The organism is Paracoccus sp. DMF-8 (genome assembly GCF_029309835.1).
Taxonomy (GTDB): domain Bacteria; phylum Pseudomonadota; class Alphaproteobacteria; order Rhodobacterales; family Rhodobacteraceae; genus Paracoccus.
In genome coordinates, this window is the sequence record NZ_JARJHL010000014.1 from 320,212 (window position 1) to 345,736 (window position 25,525).

Consider the following 25,525-nt stretch of genomic DNA (forward strand, 5'->3'; position numbering starts at 1 on the left):
CGAGACCCGGCCGGCGCGCGGGAGGCGAAGGCAAGTGGCCCTGACCTTGGGCGCCATCGAGCCGGCGGCAAAGGCCGATGCGTCCAGATCCTGCGGCTGCACAAGTCGGATCGCGACGGCGTGGCTGCGCTTCATGTGGCCGCCGCTGCTGATCCTGACAGTCATTATCATGGCCTGCCTCAGCATCGCCACCCCGATCAGCATCATCGCCGCCATGGTGAACAGCACCGACTGCCCGACAATCAGCAGCCCCGGAACCAGCAGCGCCGCGCCCAGAAGCACGAACCAGCCCCCGTTCGACCGGGCCTTTTCCAGCAGGGGAAGCAACCGTGTCTGCGCTTCGGAGCCGTTCAGCTTTTCCTTCTCCGTTCTGCTTTGCGTGCTCAGCCGACAAAAGCCGAGATGATCAGCGCATTGACGATATCGATGAAAAAGCCGCAGACCAGCGGCACGATGACAAACGCCCGGTGCGCCGCGCCCTGCTGTTGTGCCACCGCGGTCATATTGGCGATGGCCGTGGCGGTTGATCCCAAGGCGATGCCGCCGAACCCGGCCGAGATCACCGCCGCCTCGTAATCGCGGCCCATCGCGTTGAAGACCACGACCAGCGTGAACAGGACCGCCAGCAGAACCTGCACGACCAGCGCCGCCGCGATGAAGAGAAAGACGCCGTTCAGTTCCCAGATCTGCAGGCCCATCAGTGCCATGATCAGGAAAAGCCCCAGCGACAGATCCGAAACCAGCGCCAGCGCATCGTCCACGCCCGGCCAGACCCGGCGCACCGCTCGCCCCGGCGCCAGCGGCAGCAGGTTGCGCAGCACGATCCCGGTCACAAGGCAGCTGACGAAAGCCGGCAGCGTGACGCCCGCCGCCGTGATCGCATGATGCAGCCCCAGGCCCAGCATGACCGTGATGTTCAGCACCAGGATCGCCCAGAGGATGCAGAAATAATCGATCCGCACCGCCCGACCCTCGTGCGAGGCCCCGACATCAAGCTCGCCTCCCCCCGGGGTCTTCAGCGCGTTGCGCCGGATCAGGAAAGCGGCAACCGGCCCGCCGATCACGCAGGCCGCGATCAGTCCGACCGTATTGGCCGCAACCCCCAGCTCCATCGCATTGGCGATGCCCAGGCGTTCGGCAAAGATCGGCGCCCAGGCCAGCGTGGTGCCCACGCCCCCGGTCAGCGAAACCGACCCGACCATCAGCCCCGCCCTCGGCTCTATCCCGAAAAGGCCCGCAAGCCCCATCCCGACGAAGTTCTGCAGCAGGATGAACACTGCGGCAAGGATCAGCAGGATGACCAGCGGCCTGCCCCCCGCCAGCAGCGTGCGGATATCCGATTTCAGCCCGATTCCGGCAAAGAACACCAGCAGCAGAAAATCCCGGACCCCGACATCGAAACTGACCCTGAGATCGCAGACCGCCCACAGCAGCCCCGTTACCGCGATGCACAGAAAGCCGCCCGCCACCGGCTCGGGGATCGAATATCGGCGCAATACCCCCAGATTGAGCGTCAGGATCTTGCCGAGGATCAGCAGCACAACCGCAAGGTTGAACGACAGGAAGGGGTGAACTGAAAAGGTTTCCACGAAATTCGTCCGCCAAAGCTTGTCAACCAGCGTTGACGCCGCTTTTGCCTGTTTTCAGCGCCGGGTCAAGCCGCGCCGGCCTGCCCGCCCGGCGGTTGTCTCGGCGGGGCCGGACCGGGGCAGTTCCTTCGCGGGGATTGCGTCCCGGTCAGGGCGCGACCCGGCATTCGGGCCGGGTCGCGCGGGTTCTCAATCCATCGGGTTTCAGTCAGCCGGGCACACAAAGATCTTGATCTGGCTCTTTTCCTTCACCAGCGCCTCGAACCCCTCCTCGACGATGTCCTGCAATCCGGCACCGGCAGCTTGATCGAGGATCGGGCGGAAGATCTCGAAATCCACCGTCGCGTTCAGAACCTCGAGCGGATCTCCTCCACCTCCTTGCCCAGCCACGCCCTGCGAAGGGTCCGCCGGTCGGAGGGGAAGGGCGACATGATTCATGATATGAAGGGCGGCTTCCGGATCGCCCCTTTGGGCGCGGCGACGCATCATTTCCAGTCCGGCCTCGGCCTTGGCCCCGTCACCGTCTTCCGGGAGGTCGATCAGCTGGCGCATCGGACGGTCAGGCCTCTCATCCCCGATTGGTCTGCGACGGTTACCCATGACGGACAGGCTCCACATATCGCCGGAATGCGGCTACGATTGCCGCGTCCTCTCTCCCGAGCCGGTCAGCAGGCGCGCAGTCGAAATCTACATGGGCGCGGGTCAGCCAGTAACACAGCCTCAGGTTGCTGATGCGGGCCGGTCTGAGATTCAGGATATGACGAACGACATCAAAGACACGGCCATTTACCACATCGAACTGGAAGAGCGGCAACATGGTCTTGCCGTTTTGAACCAGGGTGATGATGACGCCATCGCGGGCCATGGACTGGATGGCATCTTCCGGGTCATCCGTTTCGATGCGCAGCAGCGCGCAGGCCTGTGATGCGTCGATCAGGTCGATGCCCGCGAGGAGGCGCTCCTCGACGTTGGCATTGTGGGAGGAGTTTCTCACTGGTATTCTATTTCTCCTGAGGAACGGCCCGGTTCCGCGTCTCGTCGAGGGCAAACCCGGCCGGCAGCGTGACCTCGCTGACGGAGAGATAGCCGCCGATGCATTCCGGGCAGACATGCCGGCCTTCCGGCAGCCATTTGCGCATCGCCTTCCCGATGAGGACGATCGTCTCGTTGGTCGCGGCCACCACGATCCGCCCGTTGCGCACCACGGCATGGCCCGAGACCAGCGCCGGATCGAGGCTCCGGCCGCAACCCGCGCAAGAAGCGGTGGGCTAGGCGCGGCCGGGTTCGACCCGGTCCCAAAGAGGATTGACGGGCAGGCCGACCGCGCGGCGCTCGATTTCGGGCAGCGTCACCGGTCTGAAGCTCCAGACATCTACGCCGACGTTCACGGAGTTGCGGCTGCCCCGCCAGTTCTGATGGACATCGCCGAAGAGCTGCAGCCCCTGATGCCGCGCGCCAGGCCAGGTAATCATCGGATAGTGGCAGAGAAACAGGCGCCGCTTGTTGACGACGATATCGGCCGTTTCCGCCACGCTGTCCCAGGGCAGATCGCAGCCCCAGTCTTCATCGTGATTGCCCCGGATCAGGTGCCTGCGGCCCGGCAGGGCATGGAAGATACTCCGCACCTCACGCCGCTGCGCATCGGTTGATCTTCCTGCGGTGAAATCTCCCAGAATCCAAAGGTCGTCATTGGGCTTGACCCGTGCCCGGCACTCGGCCAGCAGGTGGGCATTCATCGCGGCCACGTCCGGGAAGGGGCGGGCGCAGAAGCGGATGATGTTGCCGTGCGAATAGTGCGGATCGGCGGTGAACCAATGCATGTCAGCCCTCCTCGCCGAAGGCGGTCCGGTCCGCGGCGTCGATCTCGCGCACCTGCGCGATATATGTGGCCAGCAGGTTCTGAAGCAGCTCCGGGTCGTCGATATTGGTGAATCCGGGAAGGATGAAGTTGATGGAACCGGCAAGGGCCTTCATCCCATTGAGGGATTCCGCCAGTTCCGCCAGTTCCGCCACGAGCGCGTCGATGGGCCGGCCCAGCCGATACCAGCGCGATGCCGTCCGGGCCCAGCCGGCCTCGGGATTGATGGCGATCAGTTGCGAGGTGGTAATGCTGCTCGTGCCCAGAATGGGGTGACCGGCAGCCCTCGCGCGCCGAGCGGCGCATGGCGTGCCAGACCAGTTCGGTGGCCGGGGCCATCCAGGGCATGTCCTCGTGCAAGGCTGCGGCCAGTTCGTCGGCGTGATGCTCATTCCGGATGGAGATCAGCCGGGCACCGTCTTTCAGAACTTCAAGCCGCTCACGGTCATCGCGCTTCAGGTGCTCGAGGCCGGAGGCTGCCTTGCGACATTCCAGGATTCGCTTGACCCGGCGCTTGACGCGGCTCTCGTCGTCATCGCTGAACCTGATGATCCCCATCAGATCCGCGTCCGGGATCTTGCCTGGCGCGTCGATCTCGCCGGGCGGGGCCGGAAGGTCCGGCGGGATCCTCCTGCAATGCAGCTTGTGCAGATGCCGCATCAAGCGGGCTTCGAGTTCAATGCGGCCCTCGGCCGGGTCGAAGAAGCGGGCCTCGATGAAGGGGATGGTGGACATGGGTTTGCTCCGGGCATGCGGGGGCTATCGGCCGGGGGTGACCCGACTGCGAGAGAGGAATGGAGACGGGCTCCTTTTCAGAGACAAATCTGGGCTGTCCGGAAAAGCGGGAGCTTTTCTGGTGTGGAGAGTGACGAGTGGTGATGTTCCAAGGTTGGCAGCGGGACAGAAACGGATCGTGACCGGCAACCGATCATGGAGCGGATGCCTTGACGATGCGCAGTCATCCAAAACTCGTCAATGGGACCGCACTCAAGTCGGACAAGCGCGAAGCTATCGCAGGTCCTGAAGGGACAAATTTATCAGCGCACTGATAAATAAAGATAAAGCGAGCCAAGAAAAATCCAGGGCTCACTTTATGCTTGCAAAAAGGCTCAAACAGTCCGGGTAAGGCTCATTTTATGCTTGGCCGCACACAATTGTAAGCGCGACGTTGCGGCCCTATGCTGCGAGGCTTGACGGCTGGTTGAAGCGCCATGGCATGAGGTCTTCGATACCGCTTTGTGGGTGACCGTCGAGGATGGCGCGCAGTGTGGCGGCGAGATAGTCGACCGGGTTCACGTCGGACATCTTGCAGGTAGCGACCAGCGAGGCGAGCATAGCCCAGTTTTCGGCGCCGACTTCATTCCCGGCGAAGAGTGCATTTTTTCTTGTCAGGGCAATCGGCCTGATCTGGTTCTCGACCGGGTTGGTGTCGAGTTCCAGCATGCCGTGCTCGAGGAAGCGGATCAGTCCGGGCCAGTGCGCGAGGGAGTAGCGGATGTCTTCGGCAAGCTGGGATTTCTGCGGGATGCGCGAGAGTTGGGCTTCCAGCCAGGGATTCAGCGCCGCGATGATCGGGGCCGAATGCTCACGCCGGGCAGCAAGGCGCATAGCGGCCTCCTTGCTCCGCACGGACTTCTCGATCTGATAAAGCAGCGCGATCTGGCGCAGCATTTCCTCGGCAATGGGTGAACCATCGCTCTCGAAGCGCTTTACGAAGCGGCGGCGGACATGGGTCCAGCAATAGACCAGTTGCCACGGGCCATTGTCGCGCGCGATCTCGGTCATCGCGTTGTAGGACTGGTAGGCGTCGCATTGCAGGAAGCGGCCGTGGTATCCGGCGAGGAAGTTCAGCGGATGCGCCTTACCCCGGCCAGGGGCATAGTGGAAGAGCACGATGGGTGGGCCAGCCCCGCCATGGCCGCGATCATCGGATACGACGGCCCAGAAGAATCCGCTCTTGGTGCGTTTCAGGCCCGGTTCCAGCACCGGCGCGCGGGTTTCATCCACGAAGATGCGGTCGGCACTGCGCAGATGGGCGCGCATGTGGTTGATGACCGGCATGAGGTGGAAACAGGCGCGCCCGACCCAGTTGCCGAGTGTGCCGCGGTCCAGATCGATCCCTTGCCGCTTGAAGATCTCGGCCTGCCGATAAAACGGCAGGTGGTGACCGAACTTCGAGACGATAATCCAGGCGATGAAGAGTTCCGTGGGCAGCCCGCCGGGCACGACATGCTCGGGGGCATGGGCCTGCGCGACAGCTTGCGAGCAACGGCGGCAGGCGTATTTCGGGCGCCGCGTGACCAGCACCCGGAACTGGGCGGGGATCACGTCGAGACGTTCGGACACGTCTTCCCCGATCCTGGACATCTCGCCGCAACCGCAGGGACAGAGCGTGCTGGCAGGCTCGATCACGCGCTCAACCCGAGGCAGATGGGACGGCAGATGCCCGCGGTTGCGCTTGGGCTTGCGGGGTGTTTCCCCGCGCGCCCGCTGCATCGCCGCTTCGGCCTTTTCTTGTGCTGCCTCGAGCACACCTTGAGCAAATTCGGCATCTTCCAGGGGCAGGTTGAACTGGTCGGGCGAGAGCTTTTCGGAGCGCTTGCCGAATTTCTCGCGCTGCGCCGCGTGCAGGATATCCTGCAGCCGCCGATTGGCCTCTTGCGTCTCGGCCAGCGTCGCCTCCACCTCGGCGAGGCGGGCCTTCAGCAGGGCGTTTTCGCGCGCAAGATCAGCTGTTTCCATGGCGGGAAGTGAATCACAGGATGCCCTTGCAGGCCAGCAAAAACAGGCGTTTCGACGCAGCCTGCCAGTCACCCCGCCGCCAGCGGGCGCCGCGCCCGTTCGGGTCGGACCAGCCGCCAATCCACGCCCTCAAACAGCGCTGCAAACTGCGCTCCGGACATGCGCATGACCCCGTCGCGCACCTGTGGCCAGACGAACTTGCCGCCCTCGAGCCGCTTGTGAACCAGCACCATCCCGGTCTGATCCCAGATCAAGAGCTTGATCCGATCCGCCCGCTTCGCTCGGAACACAAAGGCGGCTCCGCAGAACGGGTCCATCCCGAACATCTCCTGCACCGCCAGTGCCAGACCGTCGATCCCCTTGCGAAAGTCGACAGGCCGGGTCGCCACGAAGACCTTCACCGGGCCGCCCTGGCCGAACATCACGACGCCGCTGCCCGTGCCGCGCGGATTGCCCGGGTCAGTTGGCCCTCGTCGACACCAGGACCCGCGCGGATGACGATGTCGCCCACCACGATTTCGAGATCAGACCCGGGGACGGCCGCCGAAGCCTCAGTCGCGCTGTCATCAACCACCAGTTCCGCGAAGAACGGCAAGGCCGCCACGCTTTCGGGCACCACCAAATTACCTTTGCGTATCTGCTTGCGCCAATCGTAAATCTGCCAGCGGGTCGTGCCGTGCTTGCGCGCAGTATCTGCGACCGTCACCCCGGGCATCATGCTCTCCGCCGCGATCCGCGCCCGCTCTGCCTTCGTCCGCCGCCGACGACCGCTTGGCCCCCCGATCACCTCAAGCCGCGAGACCCCGACGCCTATAGAGCCGTCCAATTGGACGCCCATTTTGCCGTCTCTCTCCAAATCCAAAACCTCCGCCGCACATGTGCGTGGAGAATGAAGGCATCAACTCAAAAATGGCAGGAGGGGATCGGCGTCGCGCTTACACACAATTCAGGTCAAAGCCTTAGCTACATTTCGAATAGCCGCAGTTCAGGCAGGTCATGCACCCTTCGGCCATATGCATTCCCGGTTGGCTGCAGTTCGGGCAGAGGGGGCCGATTGCGCCCGTCGTGATTTCGGCTCTGGGGTCGGATTTCAGCCCCATGCCTTCGCCCGCGATAAAGCCGATGGCGATCATGTGGCGTTCGATCACCCCGCCGATGGCGGCGAGGATCGAGGGCACATAGCGCCCCTCGATCCAGGCGCCGCCGCGCGGATCAAAAACGGCCTTCAACTCCTCGACGACGAAACTGACATCGCCGCCGCGCGGGAACACCGCCGAAATCATCCGTGTCAGGGCGACGGTCCAGGCGAAATGCTCCATGTTTTTCGAATTGATAAAGACCTCGAAGGGGCGGCGCTGGCCCGATTGGATGATATCGTTGATGGTGATGTAGATGGCATGTTCGCTGCCGGGGAATTTCAGCTTGTAGGTTGCGCCCTGCAATGCCGTGGGGCGGTCCAGCGGTTCGGCCAGATAGCCGCCGCCGCCCCCGGTGGCGCTGACGCCCACCGACAGCACGCTGCCCGTGACGGCGTTCGGGCGATAGGTCGTGCAGCCCTTGCAGCCCTGGTCCCATGCCGCCAGATAGACATCCTTGAAATCCTCGAACGGGATATCTGCGGGGCAGTTGATCGTCTTGGAAATCGAACTGTCCACCCATTCCTGCGCCGCGGCCTGCATGGCGACATGGTCCAGCGGATGCAGGGATTGGGCATCGGTGAAATGATCGGGCAGCGGGGTGTCGGGGTTCAGATCGCGCCAGATCCGGACCGCGTCATCGACGACCTCTTCCTCGCGCTGCGTGCCGTCCTTTTGCAGGACCTTGCGGGTGTAGCTATGGGCAAAGACCGGCTCGATCCCGGACGAAACATTGCCCGCATACAGGCTGATCGTCCCGGTCGGCGCGATCGAGGTCAGCAGGGCGTTGCGGATACCCTTGTCGCGCACCGCCTGACGCACCTGATCGTCCATGCGGCGCATGAAGCCGGAATTCAGAAAGGCGTCGGCATCGAACAGCGGAAAGGCGCCCTTTTCCGCCGCCAGATCGGCGCTGGCCAGATAGGCCGCGCGCGCAATCGCCCGCATCCAGTCGCGGGTCTGGTCTGCGGCATCCGCCGCGCCATAGCGCAGCCCCAGCATGAGCAGCGCATCGGCAAGCCCCGTCACCCCCAGCCCGATCCGCCGCTTGGCCCGCGCCTCGGCGGCCTGCTGGGGCAAGGGAAAGCGCGAGGCATCGACGACATTGTCCATCATCCGCACCGCGACGCGGACCAGATCATCCAGCGCGGCCATGTCCAGCCGCGCCTGCGGGGTGAACGCATCCTGCACCAGCCGCGCCAGATTGACCGAACCCAGCAGGCAGGCGCCATAGGGGGGCAGGGGCTGTTCGCCGCAGGGGTTGGTGGCCGCGATCGTCTCGGCATAGGCCAGGTTGTTGAGCTGGTTGATGCGGTCGATAAAGATCACGCCGGGTTCGGCGTAATCATAGGTCGCGCGCATGATCCGGTCCCACAGCTCGCGGGCGGGCAGCGTGGCATAGGTCCGGCCGTCAAAGCGCAGATCCCAGGGCGCGCCGGCCTTGACCGCCTGCATGAAATCATCCGTGACCAGCACCGACAGGTTGAACATGCGCAGCCGCGCGCTGTCCTGCTTGGCGGCGATGAAGTCCTGAATGTCGGGGTGATCGCAGCGCATCGTCGCCATCATCGCGCCGCGCCTGCTGCCCGCCGACATGATCGTGCGGCACATCGCGTCCCAGACATCCATGAAGGACAAGGGCCCCGAGGCATCGGCGGCAACGCCCCGGACCTCGGCGCCCCTGGGGCGGATGGTGCTGAAATCATAGCCGATGCCGCCGCCCTGCTGCATGGTCAGCGCGGCCTCTTTCAACGCCTGAAAGATGCCCTCCATACTGTCGGGGATGGTGCCCATGACGAAGCAGTTGAACAGCGTGACATCGCGCCCCGTGCCCGCGCCCGCCAGAATGCGGCCGGCGGGCAGGAATTTGAAATCCGCCAGCGCGTCGTAAAAGCGATCCTCCCACGCGGCGGGGTCGGCCTCGACCGAGGCGAGATCGCGGGCCACCCGGCGCCAGCTGTCTTCGACCGTCTGGTCGATGGGCTGTCCGTCGCCGTCCTTCAGGCGGTATTTCATGTCCCAGATCTGTTCGGCAATCGCGGCGGAAAATCGGCTCATCACGATATCCTTGGGGCTTGGCAGCGCAGAGCCACAAGATAAGCGATCAGGCGGGTATTTTCCAGCCTGACAGGTCGCGCCAGATCAGCCACAGCGCGGCCATGATGATCGCGACTTCGGCCAGAAATGAGGGGTGAAGCATGAAAGACAGCACCCAATGCGACCTTGTGGCGGGGACGGTGAACAGCTCATGCAGATGGTTCGACCAGGGCAACAGCCACATGATGCCGCCGTTCCATGTGTCCAGCACCAGATGCATCAGGATCGCGGCCAGAAAACCCGCGACCGCAGGCAACCACGAATGCGCCAGCCAATGGGTCAGCGGCAGGGCCGCCAGCGCGATCAGCGCCCAGATGGCGGGGATATGCGGCCAGAAACGGTGGTGATGGGGCTGTCCCTGATCGACCAGCCAGAACCACGGCATGTCCCGATCAGGCGCGACGCTGCCGATCATCACCGCCGCCCGCCGCCGATCCCGCCCCGACAGATAGCCCGAGGGCAGATGCGCAAGGATCATCCCTGCGTCAATTCGTCGATGACATTCTGCCAGAGGCTGGCCGTTTGGGCGCCGGAAACCGCGTGGGTATCGGCGATGATAAAGGTCGGAACCGCCGTCACGCCGCGCTGGCGGGCGTGAACCTCGCGGCCCAGAACGTGGTTTTCGTCGGCATCCGTGGCCAGCAGGCGCAGGATCATCTGGCGGTCCATCCCGGCCCCGGCGCCGATATCGGCCAGCACATCGGCATCGCCGATGAAAAGCCCGTCGCGCCAATGCGCCCGCATCAGCCCCGCCATGACCGGGGTCTGCACGCCTTCCAGCCCGGCCCAATGCATCAGGCGATGCGCATCCATCGTATTCGGCACCCGTTCGATCAGCGAGGGGTTGATCCACAGCCCAAGCTGCTCGGACGCCTCCATCACCGGTTTCATCGCGTCGAGGATGCCCTTTTCGCTGCCGAACTTGCCCTTCATGTAGCTGACGTGATCGACGCCTTCGCGTGGCAGCGACGGGTCCAGCCGATAGGGGTGCCAGGTGATCTGAAAGGGGTGGCCGGGGCGGCTTTCCAGCGCGCGGTCCAGTTCGGCCTTGCCGATCAGGCACCAGGGGCAGACCGGGTCGGCAAAGATGTCAAGGCGAACGGGGGCGGTGGTCATGGGCTTCTCCGGGTGATGTCGCGCTACAGATAGCCCCTTGGCGTGCCATGTCAAAGGCGCGGCTTTTGCCATTCCATCAGCATCAGCCAGGGCGCGCGGCGATAGCGTTCGGCGCGGGGATGATCGGCGGGCAGGGGCGCGGGTTCGTCGAAATGCTTCAGGTTCAGCCCCGCCGCCAGCAAAAGCTGCATGTAGCGCGACAGCGGGCGGTGCCAGTTGCGGATACGGATGCCGCGCCATTCGGCCCGCGAATCGCGTTCGCGCAGATAGTCGTCCATGGTGAAGCGGCGCGGTTCCTCATCCGTCCAGCCTCCGGCCGAGGCAAAGCTGGTCAGGTTCGCGATCAGAAAGATCCCGCCCGGTTTCAGCACGCGGGCGGATTGCGTGATCGCGGCATCAATCCCTTGGATGTCGATGAAGGTCAGGTAGCTGACCACCAGATCGAAATGGGCATCGGGAAAGGGCAGGTCCTCGGCCCCGGCGCGGATGTAGCGGCCCTGCGGATCGCGGCGGCGGGCCTCGGTCAGCAGCGCCTCGGTCGGGTCGATGCCGGTGGTCGCGATGCCAAGGTCCTGCATCATCCGGCAAAACCGCCCCTCGCCACAGCCCAGATCCAGCGCGGTGCCGACCTGCCGCGCGCGGATGCGTGCCAGCATCGGCGCGTCCATGACATGGCGGCGCGAAAAATCGCCGCCACCCTGCTGATCGGCGATCCATGCGGCGGCGGATTGGTCCCAGCCGTTGCTCATGCGGTCGAATGGCTGTCGCGCAGGGCGCGGCGGTTGATCTTGCCGGTCGGCGTGCGGGGCAGGGCGGGCACGGGAATATAGCTGCGCGGCTGTTTGTAACGCGCAAGGCCCACATCGGCGGCGGCCTGCAGCGTCTCGGGCGTGGCGGTTCCGGTCCAGAAGGCGGCGATGATCGTCGTCGCGGGGCCGACGCGGATCTCGGTCGCGGCGACGTCGCCCGCACCGGGGACGCGGGCCAGACAATCCTCGACCTCGGCCGGGGAAACGCGATAGCCGCCGGCGTTCATCATGTCGTCGTCGCGTCCCAGAATGGCAATCGCGCCCTCGGGGGTCAGGATGCCCATGTCGCCGGTCACGAACCAGTCGCCGGCAAAACGCGCCGCGGTTTCCTCTGGCTGGTCCAGATAACCCAGAAACAGGCCGGGGTCCGTGCGGTGGATCGCCAGACGGCCGGGCTGACCCGTTTCGCCAAGCGGCTGGCCTGACGGGTCCAGCAGCGCGACCTGACGGCCGGGCTGCGCGAAACCGGCGCTGCCGCGCGGCGACGGGCGGGCGGGGCTGCCCGACACAAAGGTCGAACATTCCGACATGCCCATCGCCTCGTGCAGATCGCTGCCGGTGCGCGCCCGCCAGTCGTCGCGCAGCGCCGGATCCAGCCTTTCGCCTGCCGCAAGCCCGTGGCGCAGCCCCTCCCACGGTGCCCAATCGGCGCGCAGCATGCGGCGGAACACCCCCGGCGCGGCGGCCAGCAGCGTGGCGCCGTGACGTTTCGCCAGCAGCGGAAGCTGCTGCGGATCGACCCCTTCGGCGGGGATCAGCGCGGTCGCGCCAAGCGTCCACGGGTCCATCAGCCCGGTGCCGAGCGTGAATGTCCAGTTGAAGGCCCCGGCATGCATCAGCCGGTCCTGCGGCACCAGCCCATACCAGCCCTGAAACATCATCCGCCGCGCCAGAATCGCGCGATGGGCGTGCATGACGGCGCGCGGCTGCCCCGATGTCCCCGAGGTATAGACGATATAGGCCAGCCGTTCCGGATCACCCGTCTGCCAGTCGGCGGGGGGCAGGTTTTCGAAGGTCGCCAGCTCTGCGGCGGTCAGGATCGGGGCGGGATGGTCGGGCAGGGCGATGCCATCGTCGGCGATGATCAGCGCGGGCGCGATGTCGCGGGCGATGCGCGTCACCTCGGGCCGGGTCAACTGGGACGAGGTCGGCACCGGCACGATTCCCGCCGCGATGGCGCCCAGATAGGCGACCGGAAAGGCGGGGCGGTTGCCAAGGCGCAACAGCACCCGATCACCCGGCGCCAGCCCCGCGTTCAGCAGGCCGGTCGCGGTGCCGCGCACCGCCTGAATCAGCCGCGCATAGGACCAGCGTTCGGCGCGGGCCGGACCGATCACGGCCAGCGCCGCCTTTTCAGGTGTCGCCGCGCCCGCGTTCAGGACATGGGCGGCAAGGTTGAATTCGCTGGACATTCCGGCCCCCGGATCAAGTGGCTTTCTGCGGATGACAAGGCCGCGCAAACAAAAAACGGCCCGCTGGCGGGCCGCCCTATTCCGTCATGCACCCCGCGTTCCGGCGGGGAATTCGGTCAAAGCAGCTTGAGATCGCTTGCCGAGGAACGACCGTCGCGACCGGCTTGCAGTTCATAGGCGATCTTCTGGTTGTCGTTCAGACCGGTCAGACCTGCCCGCTCGACCGCAGAGATGTGCACGAACACATCCTTGCCGCCATCATCGGGCGCGATGAAACCATAGCCTTTGGTGGCGTTGAACCATTTTACGGTGCCGGTGGCCATTACCGTCTCTCCTCAGAATTTCCCGAAAGCGAGATTGCCCCCGGGCCGTGCAGCCCTTTCCTTGATCCAGCCGGCTGCCCTATGAGGGGTAAGGCGGTAGAAAGTATTGCTCACGAAATCGAGAATGCGGAATCTGCCGAAAAAAACAAGTCGAATGCGCCGGAAAATTCATATCCCGGCGCAGGAAACCTGAATTTCTGGCAGCTCACCGCTGATCGGGCGGTGTCGCTTCGGCTTTCAATGCGTCAATTGCTTCCGCAAGCGAAAGTGATTCGCTTCCCTGACGGTCCAACCTGCGGACCGAGACGGTTCTCTCGGCGACTTCCTTGAGCCCGACAGCCATGATGACGGGCACTTTCGCAAGCGAATGCTCGCGCACCTTGTAGTTGATTTTTTCGTTTCTTATATCGGCCTCGGCGCGAATGCCAGCTTTTTGCAGCATTTCCACGACTTCCGTGACGTAATCATCCGCGTCCGAGACGATGGATGCGACGACGACCTGACGCGGGGTCAGCCACAGGGGCAGTTTGCCCGCGCTCGATTCGATCAGAATGCCGATGAACCGCTCGAAACTGCCCAGAACGGCGCGGTGCAGCATATAGGGGCGGTGCTTGGCGCCGTCTTCTCCGATATAGCTGGCATCCAGCCGTTCGGGCAGGTTGGGATCGACCTGCAGCGTGCCGCATTGCCAGTCGCGGCCGATCGCGTCGCGCAGCACGAATTCCAGTTTCGGGCCGTAAAAGGCGCCTTCGCCGGGGCTGAGTTCATAGTCGTAGCCCGCGTGGTTGCAGGCATTGCCAAGCGCCGCCTCGACGATGTCCCAGCTTTCGTCGCTGCCGATGCGGTTTTCGGGCCGCGTCGACAACTTGATGCGGAAATCGTCAAAGCCCAGATCCTTGTAGATGCGCGACAGGAATTCGATGAACCGCTTGGTTTCGGGTTCGATCTGGTCTTCCGTGCAAAAGATATGCGCGTCATCCTGGGTAAAGCCGCGCACCCGCATAATGCCATGCAGCGCGCCCGAGGGCTCATAGCGGTTGCACGACCCGAATTCGGCCATGCGCAGCGGCAGGTCGCGATAGCTTTTCAGCCCGTGATTATAGACCTGCACATGGCAGGGGCAGTTCATCGGTTTCAGCGCGTTGACGGTCTTTTCGCGGGCATGATCTTCGTCCACTTCGACGATGAACATGTTTTCCTGATAGTTTTCCCAATGCCCCGACTGTTCCCACAGCTTGCGGCTGACGACCTGAGGGGTGTTCACCTCGACATAGCCGCCCGCGCGCTGGCGGCGGCGCATGTAATCTTGCAGGACGGTATAGATCGTCCAGCCGTTCGGGTGCCAGAAGACCTGGCCCGGCGCCTCTTCCTGCATGTGATACAGGTCCATTTCGCGGCCCAGCTTGCGGTGGTCGCGTTTCGCGGCCTCTTCCAGCATGGTCATATGGGCCTTCAGCTCATCGCGGTTGCGGAACGCGATGCCATAGATGCGCTGCAGCATCGGCCGGTCGCTGTTGCCCAGCCAATAGGCCCCGGCGACATGCGTCAGCTTGAAGGCATCGGCGGGCACCTGGCCGGTGTTCTGCAGATGCGGGCCGCGACACAGATCCTGCCAGTCGCCGTGCCAATACATGCGCAGCGGCTCATCGCCGGGGATGCGTTCGACCAGCTCGACCTTGAAGGGTTCGCCGCGCTTTTCGTAATAGGACAGGGCGGCATCGCGCGACCAGATTTCCGTGCGCACCGGGTCGCGGGCGGCGATGATCTGTTTCATCTTCGCCTCGATCTGGCCCAGATCCTCGGGGGTGAAGGGCTCGGCGCGGTCAAAGTCGTAAAACCAGCCGTAGTCGCGCACCGGCCCGATGGTGACCTTCACATCCGGCCAGATTTCCTGAACGGCGCGGGCCATGATATGGGCCAGATCGTGACGGATCAGTTCCAGCGCGGGTTCGGCATCCTTCATCGTGTTGATGCGCAGCGCGCCGGAGCGGTTGATCGGCCAGGCAAGGTCGATGTGCTGGCCGTCCAGCGTCGCGGAAATCGCGTTCTTGGCCAGGCTGACGGCGATCGAGGCCGCGACTTCGCCCGCGGTCACGCCAGCCGGGTAGTCGCGCGAATTGCCATCGGGAAAAGACAGGGAAATCTGGTCGGCCATATCGGCTCCTCGTCGGTTTGGCGCCCACGGAACGCCCGGTTGCGGGTTATGCGACCCAGATGGACGCTTTGACCGGCGCTGTCAATCCGACTATCGAGAGCATGGATAACAGATCGTGAAGGCCAGACAGATGACCGAATATCTCGACACGCCGCAGGGCCGCCGCATCGCCTATAACCGGTTGGAGGGGCGCGGCACCGGCGTCGTCTTTCTGGGCGGGTTCCGGTCCGACATGCAGGGCACCAAGGCGATTGCGCTGCAGGATTGGGCGGCGCGGGCAGGGGTGCCGTTCCTGCGTTTCGACTATTCCGGTCACGGCGAAAGCGACGGCGATTTTCTGGATGGCAGCATCGGCGACTGGTTTGCCGATGCCAGCGCCGCGATCACCACACTGACGCGGGGGCCGCAGGTGCTGGTCGGCTCGTCCATGGGGGGCTGGATTTCGCTGCTTTGCGCCCGCGCAATGCCCGAACGCGTGGCCGGTCTGGTGACGATTGCCGCCGCGCCGGATTTCACCCAGATCGGCTATTGGGACGGCTTCGACGCCGCGCAGCGCGCGGCATTGCTGCGCGACGGCCGGGTCGATTTGCCAAGCGAATACAGCGATGAACCCTATGTCATCACCCGCCGCCTGATCGAGAACGGGCGCGACAATCTGGTTCTGGACCAGCCGCTGCCGCTGCCCTTCCCGGTGCGCTTTCTGCAGGGCACGGCGGATCAGGATGTGCCGGTCGATTGGGCGATGCGGCTGCTCGGCCATGCGCAGGGCGACGATCTGCGCCTGACGCTGGTCAAGGGCGCAGATCACCGCTTTTCGACGCCGGAATGTCTGGAGCTGATCGCGCTGACGGTGGGCGAGGTGCTGGAGCACGCCCGGGGCCGTGACAGGAATTGAGCCGGACCGGGAGCGGCGGAAACGCATGACGCCCGCCGCAAGGGGCGGGCGTCGCATCCGTTTTCCGCGCTGCGATCACACGGCCATGCGCGGATCGTCGGCGAAATCATTGCCCGAGTTGGCGGGGACGCAGGATTCCTGATGACCCTTGCGGCGACGGCGGCGCGACGGCTGATGCGCGGAATGTTCGTCGATGAAGTCCAGAACCAGCGGGCGGATGTTCAGGCGCCAGGATTTGCCCGCGAAGATACCGTAATGACCGGCGCCGGGTTCCAGATGCTGGACCTTTTTGCTGTCGGGAACGCCGGTGCACAGATCCAGCGCCGCGACGCATTGGCCGGGGGCAGAGATATCGTCATTCGCGCCCTCGATCGTCATCACCGCGACATTCGATATCTTGCCCAGATCGACATGCTTGCCATCGACGGTGAACCTGTTCTGCGCGATTTCCAGCCCCTTGAAGATCCGCTCGACCGTGGACAGGTAGAATTCGGCGGTCATGTCCAGCACGGCCAGATATTCGTCATAGAATTTATTGTGCTTGTCGTCTTCAGAGCCTTCGCCACGCGCCTCGGCAAAGATCTTGTCGATGAAAGCCTTGCCATGGGTTTCGGCGTTCATCGCGATAAAGGATGCAAGCTGCGCCAGCCCCGGATAGACCATCCGGCCCGCGCCGCGATATTTGAAGCCGACGGACTGGATCATCATGTGTTCCAGCTGACCCATGGTGATGCGGTTGCCGAAATCGGTGACCTCGGTCGCGGCGGCGTCGGGATCGACCGGGCCGCCGATCAGGATCAGCGAACGCGGCTGCGCATCGGGTTCTTCTTCGGCCAGAATGGCGGCGGCGGCCAGTGCCAGCGGTGCGGGCTGGCAGATCGCCATGACATTGGTGTCCGGCCCCAGATGGCGGATGAAGTCGACCAAATACTTGGTGTAATCCTCGATGTCGAATTTGCCCGCGCTGACCGGAATGTCACGGGCATTGTGCCAGTCGGTCACATAGATGTCGCAATCGGGCAGTAGGGATGCAACTGTGGACCGCGCAAGCGTCGCATAATGGCCCGACATCGGCGCGACCAGCAGCACCTTGCGCGGCATCGGGTCGCGGCGGGCGACGCGGAAGCGGATGAGGTCGCCAAAGGTACGTTCCAGTTCCTTTTCGACGTAGATGACGTGATCCTGGCCGTCTTCGCCGATGATGGCGGGGATGTTCCAGTCGGGTTTGATGACCATGCGGGCAAAGCTGCGTTCGGTGACGCGGCCCCATGCGGACATCAGTTTGAAGATCGGATGGGGGATCAGGGCGAATGCAGGATAGGATGCCATGGCCCGGGCGCTTGCGCCCCACCATTCGAAAGAGTTGCGAATAGTTTCCATCGCATCGTAATTGACGATGCCTTTTGCGCTGATCGTGGGCTTCAGACCTTTGTACACCATGAGACGTTTACTTTCCTGGCTAGTCGCGCCGTATGGCCTTGTCCCGCTTTACCTGCGGTCGACGCTAGGCATAATGGAGTAACTGTTATGGGGATATTAACACGATGACAAGCAAGGGAGACAACGGGTCTTCGGCGCCACGGGCCTCTGGGACGCGCGGAAACACGGAGCGGCGCGGCAGTGCAGCAACAGGTACCTCCGGGGCAGGCAGCACCGGGGGCGCGGCGCCGGGGGGCGATTCGGCGCCGACGGCCAAACCCGTGAAACAAAGGGTATCCGCCGCTGGAAAGCAGGTAAAAACCCCCGCGCAAACTTCTGATAAGGCGCCAAAGTCACCCGCCGCTTCCGCACGGAAAACGGCAGCGAAACCGGCTGCCAAGGCCCCCGAAACCTCTGCGTCCCCGACCACCGCGGCGGCGGCGGAAAAGCCTGTCCGGGCGTCCCGGGCCAAGGGCGTGACCAGAAAAAATGCGGCGGCTGCCGAAAAGACTGGCGGTGATGCTGCGATGCAGCAATCTGCGGCGGGCACGACTAAAGTCGAATCCAAAACTGCGACGAAAGCTGCAGACCGGGCGCGCTCGGGTCGCGCGGCGGCCAAGGCGGCCGATTCCGTCGACACCGCTGTTGAAAAGACCGTCTCTCCCGCTGAAAAGCGCCCCGCCAAACCGGCAGAGCCTGCGACAAAACCGCGCGTCTCGGCGGTGCGTGCCCGCACGGCAAGCCGCAGCGACACCCGCACCTCGACCCGCAAAAAGCCCGCGCCGCGCGGCAAGACGGTGACCGCGCCCACCCCGGCCGAACTGGCCGCCGAACGGACCGGACCGGCACGCCAGCCGACCATCGAACCTGCCACGCCGCAGCCCGAAGCGGGCGCAGGGGCGGAAACGCCCCCCTCTGTCAGCGCCTTTCTGGATGCGGCCTTTGGTGCGCAAAGCAAGCTGCCCGAAAAGCTGCTGCAGAATATCGAACGGATCGAGAGCCTGACCCAAAGGCTGATGCGCGCCCTGACGCAGCGCCGCAGCCACACGCCCGGCGTCGAAGGGCCGGGGCCGGATCTTTATGTCAATGCGACCTCGGCCTGGTTGAAGCTTCTGGCCGAACAGCCCTCGCGCATTCTGGAACAGCAGGTCAGCTATTGGGGCGAGACTCTGCGCCATTTCGCCGAGGCGCAATCGGCGCTGGCCGGCGGCAATCTGACCGCCCCGCCCGACGACGGCCCGGCCGACCGGCGCTTTGCCAATCCGCTGTGGCAGACGCATCCGTTCTTCAACTTCATCAAGCGGCAATATCAGATCAACGCCGATGCGCTGCAGCGCGCTGCCAGCGATCTGGATATCGAAGACATGACCGAACGGCGCCGGATCGACTGGTTCACGCGCCAGATCATCGACATGATGGCGCCGACGAATTTTCTGGCGACCAATCCCGACGCGCTGGAAAAAGCCATCGAGACCGAGGGCGAAAGCCTGGTCCGGGGCCTGGACAATCTGGTCCGCGATGTCGAGATGCATGGCGGCGAAATGATCGTGTCGCTGTCGGATCGCGACGCCTTTCGGATCGGCGAAAACATCGCCGCGACCCCCGGCACGGTGGTCGCCCGCGCACCCCTGTATGAGCTGATCCAGTATCGCCCGACCACCGCACAGGTCCACAAGACCCCGGTGGTGATCTTTCCGCCCTGGATCAACAAATTCTACATTCTGGATCTGAAACCCCAGAACAGCCTGATCAAATGGATTGTCGATCAGGGCTTTACCCTGTTCGTGGTGGCCTGGAAGAACCCCGATGTCAGCTATGCCGCGACCGGCATGGATGATTATGTCGGCAGCTATCTGGAAATCATGGACCGCATTCAGGACCTGACCGGCGAGGATCGGCTGAACGCCGTCGGCTATTGTATCGCGGGCACGACCCTGTCGCTGACGCTGGCGCTGATGAAGCAGCGCGGGGACAATCGCGTGAATTCCGCGACCTTTTTCACCACGCTGACCGATTTTTCCGATCAGGGCGAATTCACCACCTTTCTGCAGGAGGATTTCGTCTCGGGCATCGAAACCGAGGTGCGGGATTATGGCATCCTGCCGTCGACCCTGATGCAGCGCACCTTCAGTTTCCTGCGCGCCAATGATCTGGTCTGGGCGCCCGCGATCCGCAGCTACATGCTGGGCGAGGCGCCTCCCGCCTTTGACCTGCTGTTCTGGAACGGCGACAGCACCAACCTGCCGGGCCGCATGGCGATGGAATATCTGCGCGGGCTGTGCCAGCAGAACGCCTTTGCGCGCGATGGTTTCCCGGTGCTGGGGCAGATGGTGCGGCTGTCGGATGTGACGCTGCCGGTCTGCGCCATCGCCTGCGAAACCGACCATATCGCGCCCTGGAAGGACAGCTGGCGCGGCATTGCCCAGATGGGTTCGCGCGATCGCAGCTTCATCCTGTCGGAATCGGGCCATATCGCCGGGATCATCAACCCGCCCAGCAAGAAGAAATATGGTCATTACACCTCGGATGCGGGTTTCGACGGCGATAGCGCGGCATGGCTGGCTGGCGCCGAAAAGCACGAAGGAAGCTGGTGGGGCAGGTGGGGCGAATGGCTGGCGGGCCGTTCCGGTCCGATGGTTCCCGCCCGTGATCCGGGCGAGGGCTTTGGCCCCGCGCCCGGCGAATATGTCCACGAACGTCCCTAGAAAAACGGCGGGGCCCGGCGATGTCCGGGCCTTTTTTCTGCAATGCAGCGAAAAATGCTTGCAATGCTGCGGTGCAGCATCTATATCCCGATCACAGAAGCAAATCGCAACGGCCGACCCGACGCAGATGTCCAGGCAACGGCCACAGACGGAGAAGCAGACATGGCCAAGACCCCCGACTTCACCAAGACCTTCCAGGAAATCTTCGCGAAATTCCCGGTTGACACCTCGTCCTTCCAGGATGCGTTCAAATCGCAATCCGCGCTCAGCGAAAAGCTGACCCGGATCTCGCTGGCTGCCGCCGAGCGTTCGACCGAAATCTCGGCCCAGTGGGCGAAAGACACCATCGCGCGCTTCGGCGAACTGACCGCCTCGAAAGACGAGCCGGCCGAATACGCCAAAGCCGTCAGCGATTTCACTTCGGCCGCTGCCGAAGCCGCTGCCGAACACATGGCCGCCTATGCCGAAATCGCGAAAAAAGTTCAGATGGACACCGTCGACCTGATGCTGACCGCTGGCAAGGATCTGGCTGCCGACGCCCAGAAAGCTGCTGAAAAAGCGACCCGCGAAACCCAGGCCGCCGTCAAGAAAGCTACCGCCGCTGCCACCAGCGCGACCGCGACCGCCGCGAAAGCCTGATCGCTTTCAGGTCACTGATTGGAAAAAGGGGCGGGCGACCGCCCCTTTTTTCATGGCCCTGGCCGCGTTCTGCGGCTGCGCTGTCCGAATGCCCGGACAATGATTGATTTTCTTTGCAATTCCGCGTTCATTTTTCCATCATGCTGCATATGCAACGCCGGGGGGGAAATGACCGAGCCTGAAAATGCTGCGCCGCTGTTGATCAAACGCTATGCCAGCCGGCGTCTCTACAACACCGAAACCAGCGATTACGTCACGCTGGAGGATATCGCCGGCATCATCCGGTCGGGCAGGCAGGTCAAGATCGTCGATCTGAAATCCGGCGACGACCTGACGCGCCAATATCTGCTGCAGATCATCGCCGAACACGAAAGCCGCGGCGAAGCCGTCTTGCCGCTGGACGTGCTGACCGATCTGGTGCGCAGCTACACGCCGCAATCCCATTCCATCGTGCCGCAATTCCTGGCCACCAGCTTTCAGATGCTGCGCGACAGCCAGTCCCAGCTGATCGAAAACTTCTCGGCCTTTCCCAGCCCGATGGCGGGCATGCCGGGCTTCGAGGCCTTCAAGCGCCAGCAGGAAATGTTTCTCAAGGCGATGCGTTCGGGCTGGGATGTCGCAGGCAGCAGCGGCCCCGAGCTGGAGGACGAGGACGACGGCGACAAGACGCGCGGCAAGGGCGGGCGCGACGACGACATGAACGAAATCCGCCGCCAGTTGACCGAGTTGCAAAAGAAGATTTCCAAACTGTGAAGCCCCTTGGCGGCTTGCACTGCCCGCAATAGCAGGCTAGACGAACCGCCAAGGACAGTTGGCCGAGTGGTCGAAGGCGCACGCCTGGAAAGTGTGTAGGCGGGGAACCGTCTCGAGGGTTCGAATCCCTCACTGTCCGCCACTCCTCTTTTAACGTGATGATTTTGCAGAATTTATTTCAGGTTTTCCACCTGTGTCAGGATGTTTTCCTACGTTCTGGTTCTGTTCCGTTCCTTTGACCGCGCGGCGCCGATCTGCCGACTTGGTGTAGTGATCGACCTCGCGCAAGGTTTCGTGCCCTGTCCACGCGCCGATCTGGTGCGCTGTGGCGCCGCCCTCGGCCAATTCGGTCGCAAGGCTTTTGCGCAAGCCATGGGCTGACTTTTGAAAGCCCGCCGCTATTGCCGCCTCGCGAATCATTGTTCCAAGCGCTTTTTCGGATCGGGTCCGACCTTTGGCAGCAAGGTAGGTCATTTGCCCGCTTAGTGCCTCAAGGGACTGGTGCATCAAGTCGCGGTCATGCCCCAAGTGAGCAGCGAAGTCGGGCAGGGCGCAGGTCCAGGGGATATGCGCCAGACCGCCGGTCTTGACCTGGCGATAGGTCAGAACGCCATCCCGTGCCACCATGCCCGGACCAATCCGAACAGCATCGCTGATCCGCGCGCCAGTGAAGCGCAGCAACTCCATCGCCGCGCGCGTTGCGCTGCCAATCGGCCAGCGGGCGCGAAACCGCTCGATTTCAGACAAGGTCCAAGGCGGGTGCCCTTCGGTCTTTTTCAGTTTGGGCATCGCCACGTCCAGCGCCTCATTGCGGTCCAAAAGACCGGACGTGACCCCGTAGGCACAAAGGAACCGCCAAGTCCGCAGTCGGTGGCCTTGCGCCGTTGCCTTTGGCAGGTTGGCGCGGATGTGCTTTGCGCGCAGGCCTCGCGCTGGCAGCTTTCCGAATTCCGCAACCAGATCGTCACAATGGCGCCGGAACATTGCGCGGGTGGCGGGCTGCGCCTCCTTGAACTTCGCCGATGACAGCGCGGATCTGACCAGCCCTGCAAACGATCCGGCAGTGACTGGCGCCTTTTCCGGCACGGCTTTGCGGGCATCAGCATAGGCGCGCAGAAAATCCGGGTGATCCATCGGCAGATCCGGCAGGCGCACCATAGGCGCCCCCTTGGCCCGGAAATAGCGGTATTCCTTGCCCCGCCGAACGACGACCTTAATGCCGATCAGCGTCACAGGCCCGTTGCCTCGTCCCATGCGTCCACCTCGCTTTTCGGGGACGCTATTGCGCCGCTGTCGGCATTGGCAAGGATCAAGACACTACCATCACGCATGACGCGGCAGCCCTCGACCGGCAGGCCGGCGCTTTTCATGGCTTCGATGGCGCGGCGAATTGCGGCTGGCGTCGGTCTTGCAGCACCCATTTCCTCATCCTCCAAAAGCGCCCCGATGGCCGGTTGACCACCGGGGCCAGTTGCGCCGCCCCGAAACAGTGAAAAGCTGGCGGCGGGTTCGTCATTCGATCTTGCCCATGTGCAGCAGGCCCTTTGCGGCCAGTCTGCGGTGCGTCTCCATCAGCGCGCGCAGCACATCCTCAAAGCCCCACAGGCCCGATGTATCGCGGCGGTCCAGCGCGTCGTGGCAGGCGCTGCAACCATAGACCCCGGCGTAGTCGGCGGGCTTCTGGCCCATGCCAGCCGCTCCGAACATGCGCAGGTGGCAAAACACGGTCGTCGTCCAATCGCCGTTGCAGGTGCCGATCAGGCGCAGGGTGCAGGGTTCGCCCCGCGCGCTCTGGCGGATCGCGTCACACTGGCCGACCGGCTTGCGCTTGCGTGTGGCGGGCCGGTCCTGTTTCAGCCCGAGCGGCCCACGCCCGGATAGGTCGCCGATGCGGATGGTCATTTGATTATCCTGACCTCAATGCCAGCGCGCTTGGCCCGCCGCACCATATCTGCGGTTCCCCTACCGCCGGGGAACGCCACCACCAGATCTGGCTTGCCCTCGTCTATCATCCGTTGATTGCGGATCGGACCAGCAGCCTTGCCGTCTACGTCCCATCGGGCCTCGATAGTCAGGTGGTTATCGGACGACAGGTTCCGTTTGCGCCACAACCAAGCAAGCGTGTCGGCGCCTTTCGCGCCACCCTCGATGATGAACGTCGGGCGGATCTGGTTCAGCACAGCGAATGCCTTTTCTTTGTCGTTAAAATCGCGGCCACCGCAAACCAAAACCCTCATTCCTGCCCCCAGATATCCACGCCCTGTTCGGCGCAATGTGCTTCGATAAACGTCTGCAAATCCGCCATTTCGCGAACCGACAGATCAGATGAACGGAACCCGGTCGGGAACCACGTCGAGCCGTCAAGCGCGGGCAGAACCTGCACCTGACGCCCCATTGCTTGCATGAAGATCGCTTTCCACTGTTCCGGCTGGAACTTGGCGCCGTTGATCGTCATGCGCTTCGAGACGCGGCCGAGCAGTTCCCACATGCGGTCGTTCTGCTCGTGGCTGCGCTTGGCTTCCTTGAACTCCACGCGATACCCCGTCGGGACATTGGCGCACCAATGGGCAAGCCGGGCGCGGTCCTGCGGCTCGCGGCTGTCGGCATGTATGGTGATCGCGTGTCGGGCCATCGTCCGGCGTCCACGATCCGAAACCGGGCGTCAAACACGGCAAGCACGCTGGCCAGCGGAAAGCCCGTCCGGTCGGCCGTCTCGGTGATGATCGTCTGGTCGTCGGATTTGGGGTGCTCCACCAGCGTCTGGTGGATCGCATCGACAATGGCGTTCTCGTGGCGGATGGTCATGGTATCCTCGTGATAGCAAAGGCCGCGAAGGCAAAGATGGCGATGGCGACAGCGGCGTCAGGCCAACTCATGGCTGCCTCCTAAAAGGGAATGTCGTCGTCGAAATCCGGCGCCCCGCCCGTGGTGCCCCCGGCATAGCCGCCGCTCTGGCTCGACTGCTGGCGATTGCCGCGCTGGTCGTCGTCGCGCGATCCGCCGCCAGACTTTCCGCCTTGCAGGGTGATTTCCGAAACCCGGATCGTCAGGTAGGTCTTGCCCTCGTGTTCGCGCGTGGACAGATCGCCCGCGACGGTGACAGATGCGCCTTTCATCAGGTATTGCGACAGGCTTTCGCCGCGCTTGCCCCAGAGGCTGCAATCGAAGAACAGCGTGCGCTTGTTTTGGCCGAAACCATCGTCCACGGCGACCGAGAAGCCGGTGACCTTATCGCCTTGCTGTGTGGTGCGGGTGACCGCATCGCGCGTGATGCGGCCTGCAATGGTGATGTTCTTCATGCGGCTTCCTTGCTTTCAGTGAGTTGAGCCTTGCGGGTGTCCTTGGCCGCTTCGATTTCGGGCATGCCGCGAAGTTCGGGGGGCAGGGCTTTCCAAACGGCGGCAAGTTGGTCGATTTTGGTGCACCCCATCAGTTTCGCCTTGGCGTCATCAGCAGCACCTCCGGCAACATCGACCGGGCTGTGATCCACGCTGTCCTGATCCGGGTCGTCGCCGGTCTCCAAGCCGAGAGCCTTGAGAAGCGCATATTTGACCGCATAGGACATGGCTTTGCCCGGCCCTTTGTCCTGCCCGTCGATGCCGTATCCGAAGGTAGGAACGTCAAAAAAATCGGCCGGATCGTCCACGTTCACAAAGCGCACGGTCAGGCTGCATTCGGCCCGGTTGCCGTTGTGGTGGTGATCGCACCGCACCGGGTAATAGACGATGCCGTGTTTCAGCAGGGCGGGCCGGACTTTGGCGGTCACCGCGTCGTGCGACACGATTGTGTAGTTCATGCCCGTCTTTTTCTCTTTGCGGATATAGGTCACTTCCGCCATGACGGCGGCGAGGCGCTGGTGGATGTTCTTCGCGGTCAT

At 63.6% G+C, this 25,525-nt stretch carries 30 protein-coding genes and 1 tRNA gene; 7 read left to right on the top strand and 24 right to left on the bottom strand.

Annotation, left to right across the window (positions count from 1 at the left end; genetic code table 11):
• Window positions 1-34: 34 nt before the first annotated feature.
• Entirely contained in the window at window positions 35-406 is a 372-nt protein-coding gene (locus PE067_RS15870) for a hypothetical protein (RefSeq protein WP_276190669.1), read from the top strand.
• Here PE067_RS15870 and gltS read toward each other — a convergent pair.
• The 6 genes from gltS to PE067_RS21935 form a co-directional block, all read right to left on the bottom strand.
• Window positions 384-1,589: a sodium/glutamate symporter gene (gene gltS / locus PE067_RS15875; RefSeq protein WP_276190670.1), complete on the bottom strand. Its 1,206-nt coding sequence runs from the start codon at window positions 1,587-1,589 to the stop codon at window positions 384-386. The two genes, PE067_RS15870 and gltS, sit on opposite strands and share 23 nt — an antisense overlap.
• A 204-nt stretch (window positions 1,590-1,793) precedes the next feature.
• A complete protein-coding gene (locus tag PE067_RS15880) occupies window positions 1,794-2,141 on the bottom strand; it encodes a hypothetical protein (protein WP_276190671.1) in 348 nt (115 codons plus the stop codon).
• 40 nt (window positions 2,142-2,181) lie between these two features.
• A complete protein-coding gene (locus PE067_RS15885; protein WP_276190672.1) occupies window positions 2,182-2,583 on the bottom strand; it encodes a hypothetical protein in 402 nt (133 codons plus the stop codon).
• A 7-nt stretch (window positions 2,584-2,590) separates the two neighbouring features.
• Window positions 2,591-2,794: a hypothetical protein gene (locus PE067_RS15890; RefSeq protein WP_276190673.1), complete on the bottom strand. Its 204-nt coding sequence runs from the start codon at window positions 2,792-2,794 to the stop codon at window positions 2,591-2,593.
• A 63-nt stretch (window positions 2,795-2,857) separates the two neighbouring features.
• Window positions 2,858-3,409: a metallophosphoesterase gene (locus PE067_RS15895; RefSeq protein ID WP_276190674.1), complete on the bottom strand. Its 552-nt coding sequence runs from the start codon at window positions 3,407-3,409 to the stop codon at window positions 2,858-2,860.
• 1 nt (window position 3,410) lies between these two features.
• Window positions 3,411-3,839, bottom strand: a complete 429-nt coding sequence (locus PE067_RS21935) for a DUF6634 family protein (protein WP_346429710.1) — start codon at window positions 3,837-3,839, stop codon at window positions 3,411-3,413.
• Between PE067_RS21935 and PE067_RS15905 the strand changes: the two genes are divergently transcribed.
• A complete protein-coding gene (locus PE067_RS15905) occupies window positions 3,757-4,326 on the top strand; it encodes a hypothetical protein (protein ID WP_276190676.1) in 570 nt (189 codons plus the stop codon). The genes PE067_RS21935 and PE067_RS15905 overlap by 83 nt on opposite strands.
• A gap of 297 nt (window positions 4,327-4,623) precedes the next feature.
• On the opposite strand, the gene PE067_RS15910 is transcribed toward PE067_RS15905, so the two are convergent.
• The 10 genes from PE067_RS15910 to thrS all read right to left on the bottom strand — a co-directional run bounded on the left by PE067_RS15910 (window position 4,624) and on the right by thrS (window position 15,237).
• Window positions 4,624-6,189, bottom strand: coding sequence for an IS66 family transposase (locus tag PE067_RS15910; protein WP_276190677.1), 1,566 nt, complete (start codon window positions 6,187-6,189; stop codon window positions 4,624-4,626).
• Window positions 6,190-6,257: 68 nt separating this feature from the next.
• Complete coding sequence (gene tnpB, locus PE067_RS15915) at window positions 6,258-6,611, bottom strand: IS66 family insertion sequence element accessory protein TnpB (RefSeq protein ID WP_119752217.1); 354 nt, start codon at window positions 6,609-6,611, stop codon at window positions 6,258-6,260.
• On the bottom strand, window positions 6,611-7,027 hold the full coding sequence (locus PE067_RS15920) for a transposase (RefSeq protein WP_119752218.1): 417 nt from the start codon (window positions 7,025-7,027) through the stop codon (window positions 6,611-6,613). Before PE067_RS15920 ends, tnpB begins: the two co-directional genes overlap by 1 nt.
• Window positions 7,028-7,148: 121 nt before the next feature.
• Window positions 7,149-9,383, bottom strand: coding sequence for an adenosylcobalamin-dependent ribonucleoside-diphosphate reductase (locus PE067_RS15925; protein ID WP_276190678.1), 2,235 nt, complete (start codon window positions 9,381-9,383; stop codon window positions 7,149-7,151).
• Between the two features lie 46 nt (window positions 9,384-9,429).
• A complete protein-coding gene (locus PE067_RS15930; RefSeq protein ID WP_276190679.1) occupies window positions 9,430-9,900 on the bottom strand; it encodes a metal-dependent hydrolase in 471 nt (156 codons plus the stop codon).
• Window positions 9,897-10,538 (bottom strand): DsbA family oxidoreductase, encoded by a 642-nt coding sequence (locus PE067_RS15935; protein ID WP_276190680.1) that lies wholly within the window; start codon window positions 10,536-10,538, stop codon window positions 9,897-9,899. The genes PE067_RS15930 and PE067_RS15935 overlap by 4 nt, the downstream gene beginning before the upstream one ends.
• 50 nt (window positions 10,539-10,588) lie before the next feature.
• Window positions 10,589-11,287 carry a class I SAM-dependent methyltransferase gene (locus PE067_RS15940; protein ID WP_276190681.1) on the bottom strand — a complete coding sequence of 233 codons (699 nt, stop codon included), beginning with the start codon at window positions 11,285-11,287 and terminating at the stop codon, window positions 10,589-10,591.
• Window positions 11,284-12,759, bottom strand: coding sequence for a class I adenylate-forming enzyme family protein (locus PE067_RS15945; protein ID WP_276190682.1), 1,476 nt, complete (start codon window positions 12,757-12,759; stop codon window positions 11,284-11,286). Before PE067_RS15945 ends, PE067_RS15940 begins: the two co-directional genes overlap by 4 nt.
• A gap of 116 nt (window positions 12,760-12,875) precedes the next feature.
• Window positions 12,876-13,082, bottom strand: a complete 207-nt coding sequence (locus PE067_RS15950) for a cold-shock protein (protein ID WP_017998352.1) — start codon at window positions 13,080-13,082, stop codon at window positions 12,876-12,878.
• 205 nt (window positions 13,083-13,287) lie between these two features.
• Window positions 13,288-15,237: a threonine--tRNA ligase gene (gene thrS, locus PE067_RS15955; RefSeq protein WP_276190683.1), complete on the bottom strand. Its 1,950-nt coding sequence runs from the start codon at window positions 15,235-15,237 to the stop codon at window positions 13,288-13,290.
• A gap of 130 nt (window positions 15,238-15,367) precedes the next feature.
• Here thrS and PE067_RS15960 point away from each other — a divergent pair, with 130 nt between their 5' ends.
• Window positions 15,368-16,132, top strand: coding sequence for an alpha/beta hydrolase (locus PE067_RS15960; RefSeq protein ID WP_276190684.1), 765 nt, complete (start codon window positions 15,368-15,370; stop codon window positions 16,130-16,132).
• 75 nt (window positions 16,133-16,207) lie between these two features.
• On the opposite strand, the gene phaZ is transcribed toward PE067_RS15960, so the two are convergent.
• A complete protein-coding gene (phaZ, locus tag PE067_RS15965; protein ID WP_276190685.1) occupies window positions 16,208-17,572 on the bottom strand; it encodes a polyhydroxyalkanoate depolymerase in 1,365 nt (454 codons plus the stop codon).
• Between the two features lie 995 nt (window positions 17,573-18,567).
• Between phaZ and phaC the strand changes: the two genes are divergently transcribed.
• The 4 genes from phaC (at window position 18,568) to PE067_RS15985 (ending at window position 21,790) form a co-directional block, all read left to right on the top strand.
• Window positions 18,568-20,256, top strand: a complete 1,689-nt coding sequence (gene phaC, locus PE067_RS15970) for a class I poly(R)-hydroxyalkanoic acid synthase (protein WP_346429712.1) — start codon at window positions 18,568-18,570, stop codon at window positions 20,254-20,256.
• A 162-nt stretch (window positions 20,257-20,418) separates the two neighbouring features.
• Window positions 20,419-20,895: a Phasin gene (locus PE067_RS15975; protein ID WP_276190687.1), complete on the top strand. Its 477-nt coding sequence runs from the start codon at window positions 20,419-20,421 to the stop codon at window positions 20,893-20,895.
• 168 nt (window positions 20,896-21,063) lie between these two features.
• Window positions 21,064-21,648 carry a polyhydroxyalkanoate synthesis repressor PhaR gene (phaR, locus tag PE067_RS15980; RefSeq protein WP_276190688.1) on the top strand — a complete coding sequence of 195 codons (585 nt, stop codon included), beginning with the start codon at window positions 21,064-21,066 and terminating at the stop codon, window positions 21,646-21,648.
• Window positions 21,649-21,700: 52 nt separating this feature from the next.
• Window positions 21,701-21,790: transfer RNA gene (locus tag PE067_RS15985), tRNA-Ser, on the top strand.
• 8 nt (window positions 21,791-21,798) lie between these two features.
• Here the strand turns inward: PE067_RS15985 and PE067_RS15990 are convergent.
• The 7 genes from PE067_RS15990 to PE067_RS16020 all read right to left on the bottom strand — a co-directional run bounded on the left by PE067_RS15990 (window position 21,799) and on the right by PE067_RS16020 (window position 25,525).
• Window positions 21,799-22,881 carry a tyrosine-type recombinase/integrase gene (locus PE067_RS15990; RefSeq protein ID WP_276190689.1) on the bottom strand — a complete coding sequence of 361 codons (1,083 nt, stop codon included), beginning with the start codon at window positions 22,879-22,881 and terminating at the stop codon, window positions 21,799-21,801.
• Window positions 22,878-23,069: a hypothetical protein gene (locus PE067_RS15995; protein ID WP_276190690.1), complete on the bottom strand. Its 192-nt coding sequence runs from the start codon at window positions 23,067-23,069 to the stop codon at window positions 22,878-22,880. The genes PE067_RS15990 and PE067_RS15995 overlap by 4 nt, the downstream gene beginning before the upstream one ends.
• 91 nt (window positions 23,070-23,160) lie before the next feature.
• A complete protein-coding gene (locus PE067_RS16000) occupies window positions 23,161-23,550 on the bottom strand; it encodes a nuclease domain-containing protein (RefSeq protein ID WP_276190691.1) in 390 nt (129 codons plus the stop codon).
• Entirely contained in the window at window positions 23,547-23,885 is a 339-nt protein-coding gene (locus PE067_RS16005; protein ID WP_276190692.1) for a DUF2493 domain-containing protein, read from the bottom strand. Before PE067_RS16005 ends, PE067_RS16000 begins: the two co-directional genes overlap by 4 nt.
• The gene (locus tag PE067_RS16010) at window positions 23,882-24,280 is read right to left on the bottom strand and encodes a recombination protein NinB (protein ID WP_276190693.1); all 399 of its coding nucleotides are present in this window, start codon (window positions 24,278-24,280) and stop codon (window positions 23,882-23,884) included. Before PE067_RS16010 ends, PE067_RS16005 begins: the two co-directional genes overlap by 4 nt.
• Before the next feature lie 253 nt (window positions 24,281-24,533).
• Complete coding sequence (locus tag PE067_RS16015) at window positions 24,534-24,947, bottom strand: single-stranded DNA-binding protein (RefSeq protein ID WP_276190694.1); 414 nt, start codon at window positions 24,945-24,947, stop codon at window positions 24,534-24,536.
• A complete protein-coding gene (locus PE067_RS16020) occupies window positions 24,944-25,525 on the bottom strand; it encodes an ERF family protein (RefSeq protein WP_276190695.1) in 582 nt (193 codons plus the stop codon). Before PE067_RS16020 ends, PE067_RS16015 begins: the two co-directional genes overlap by 4 nt.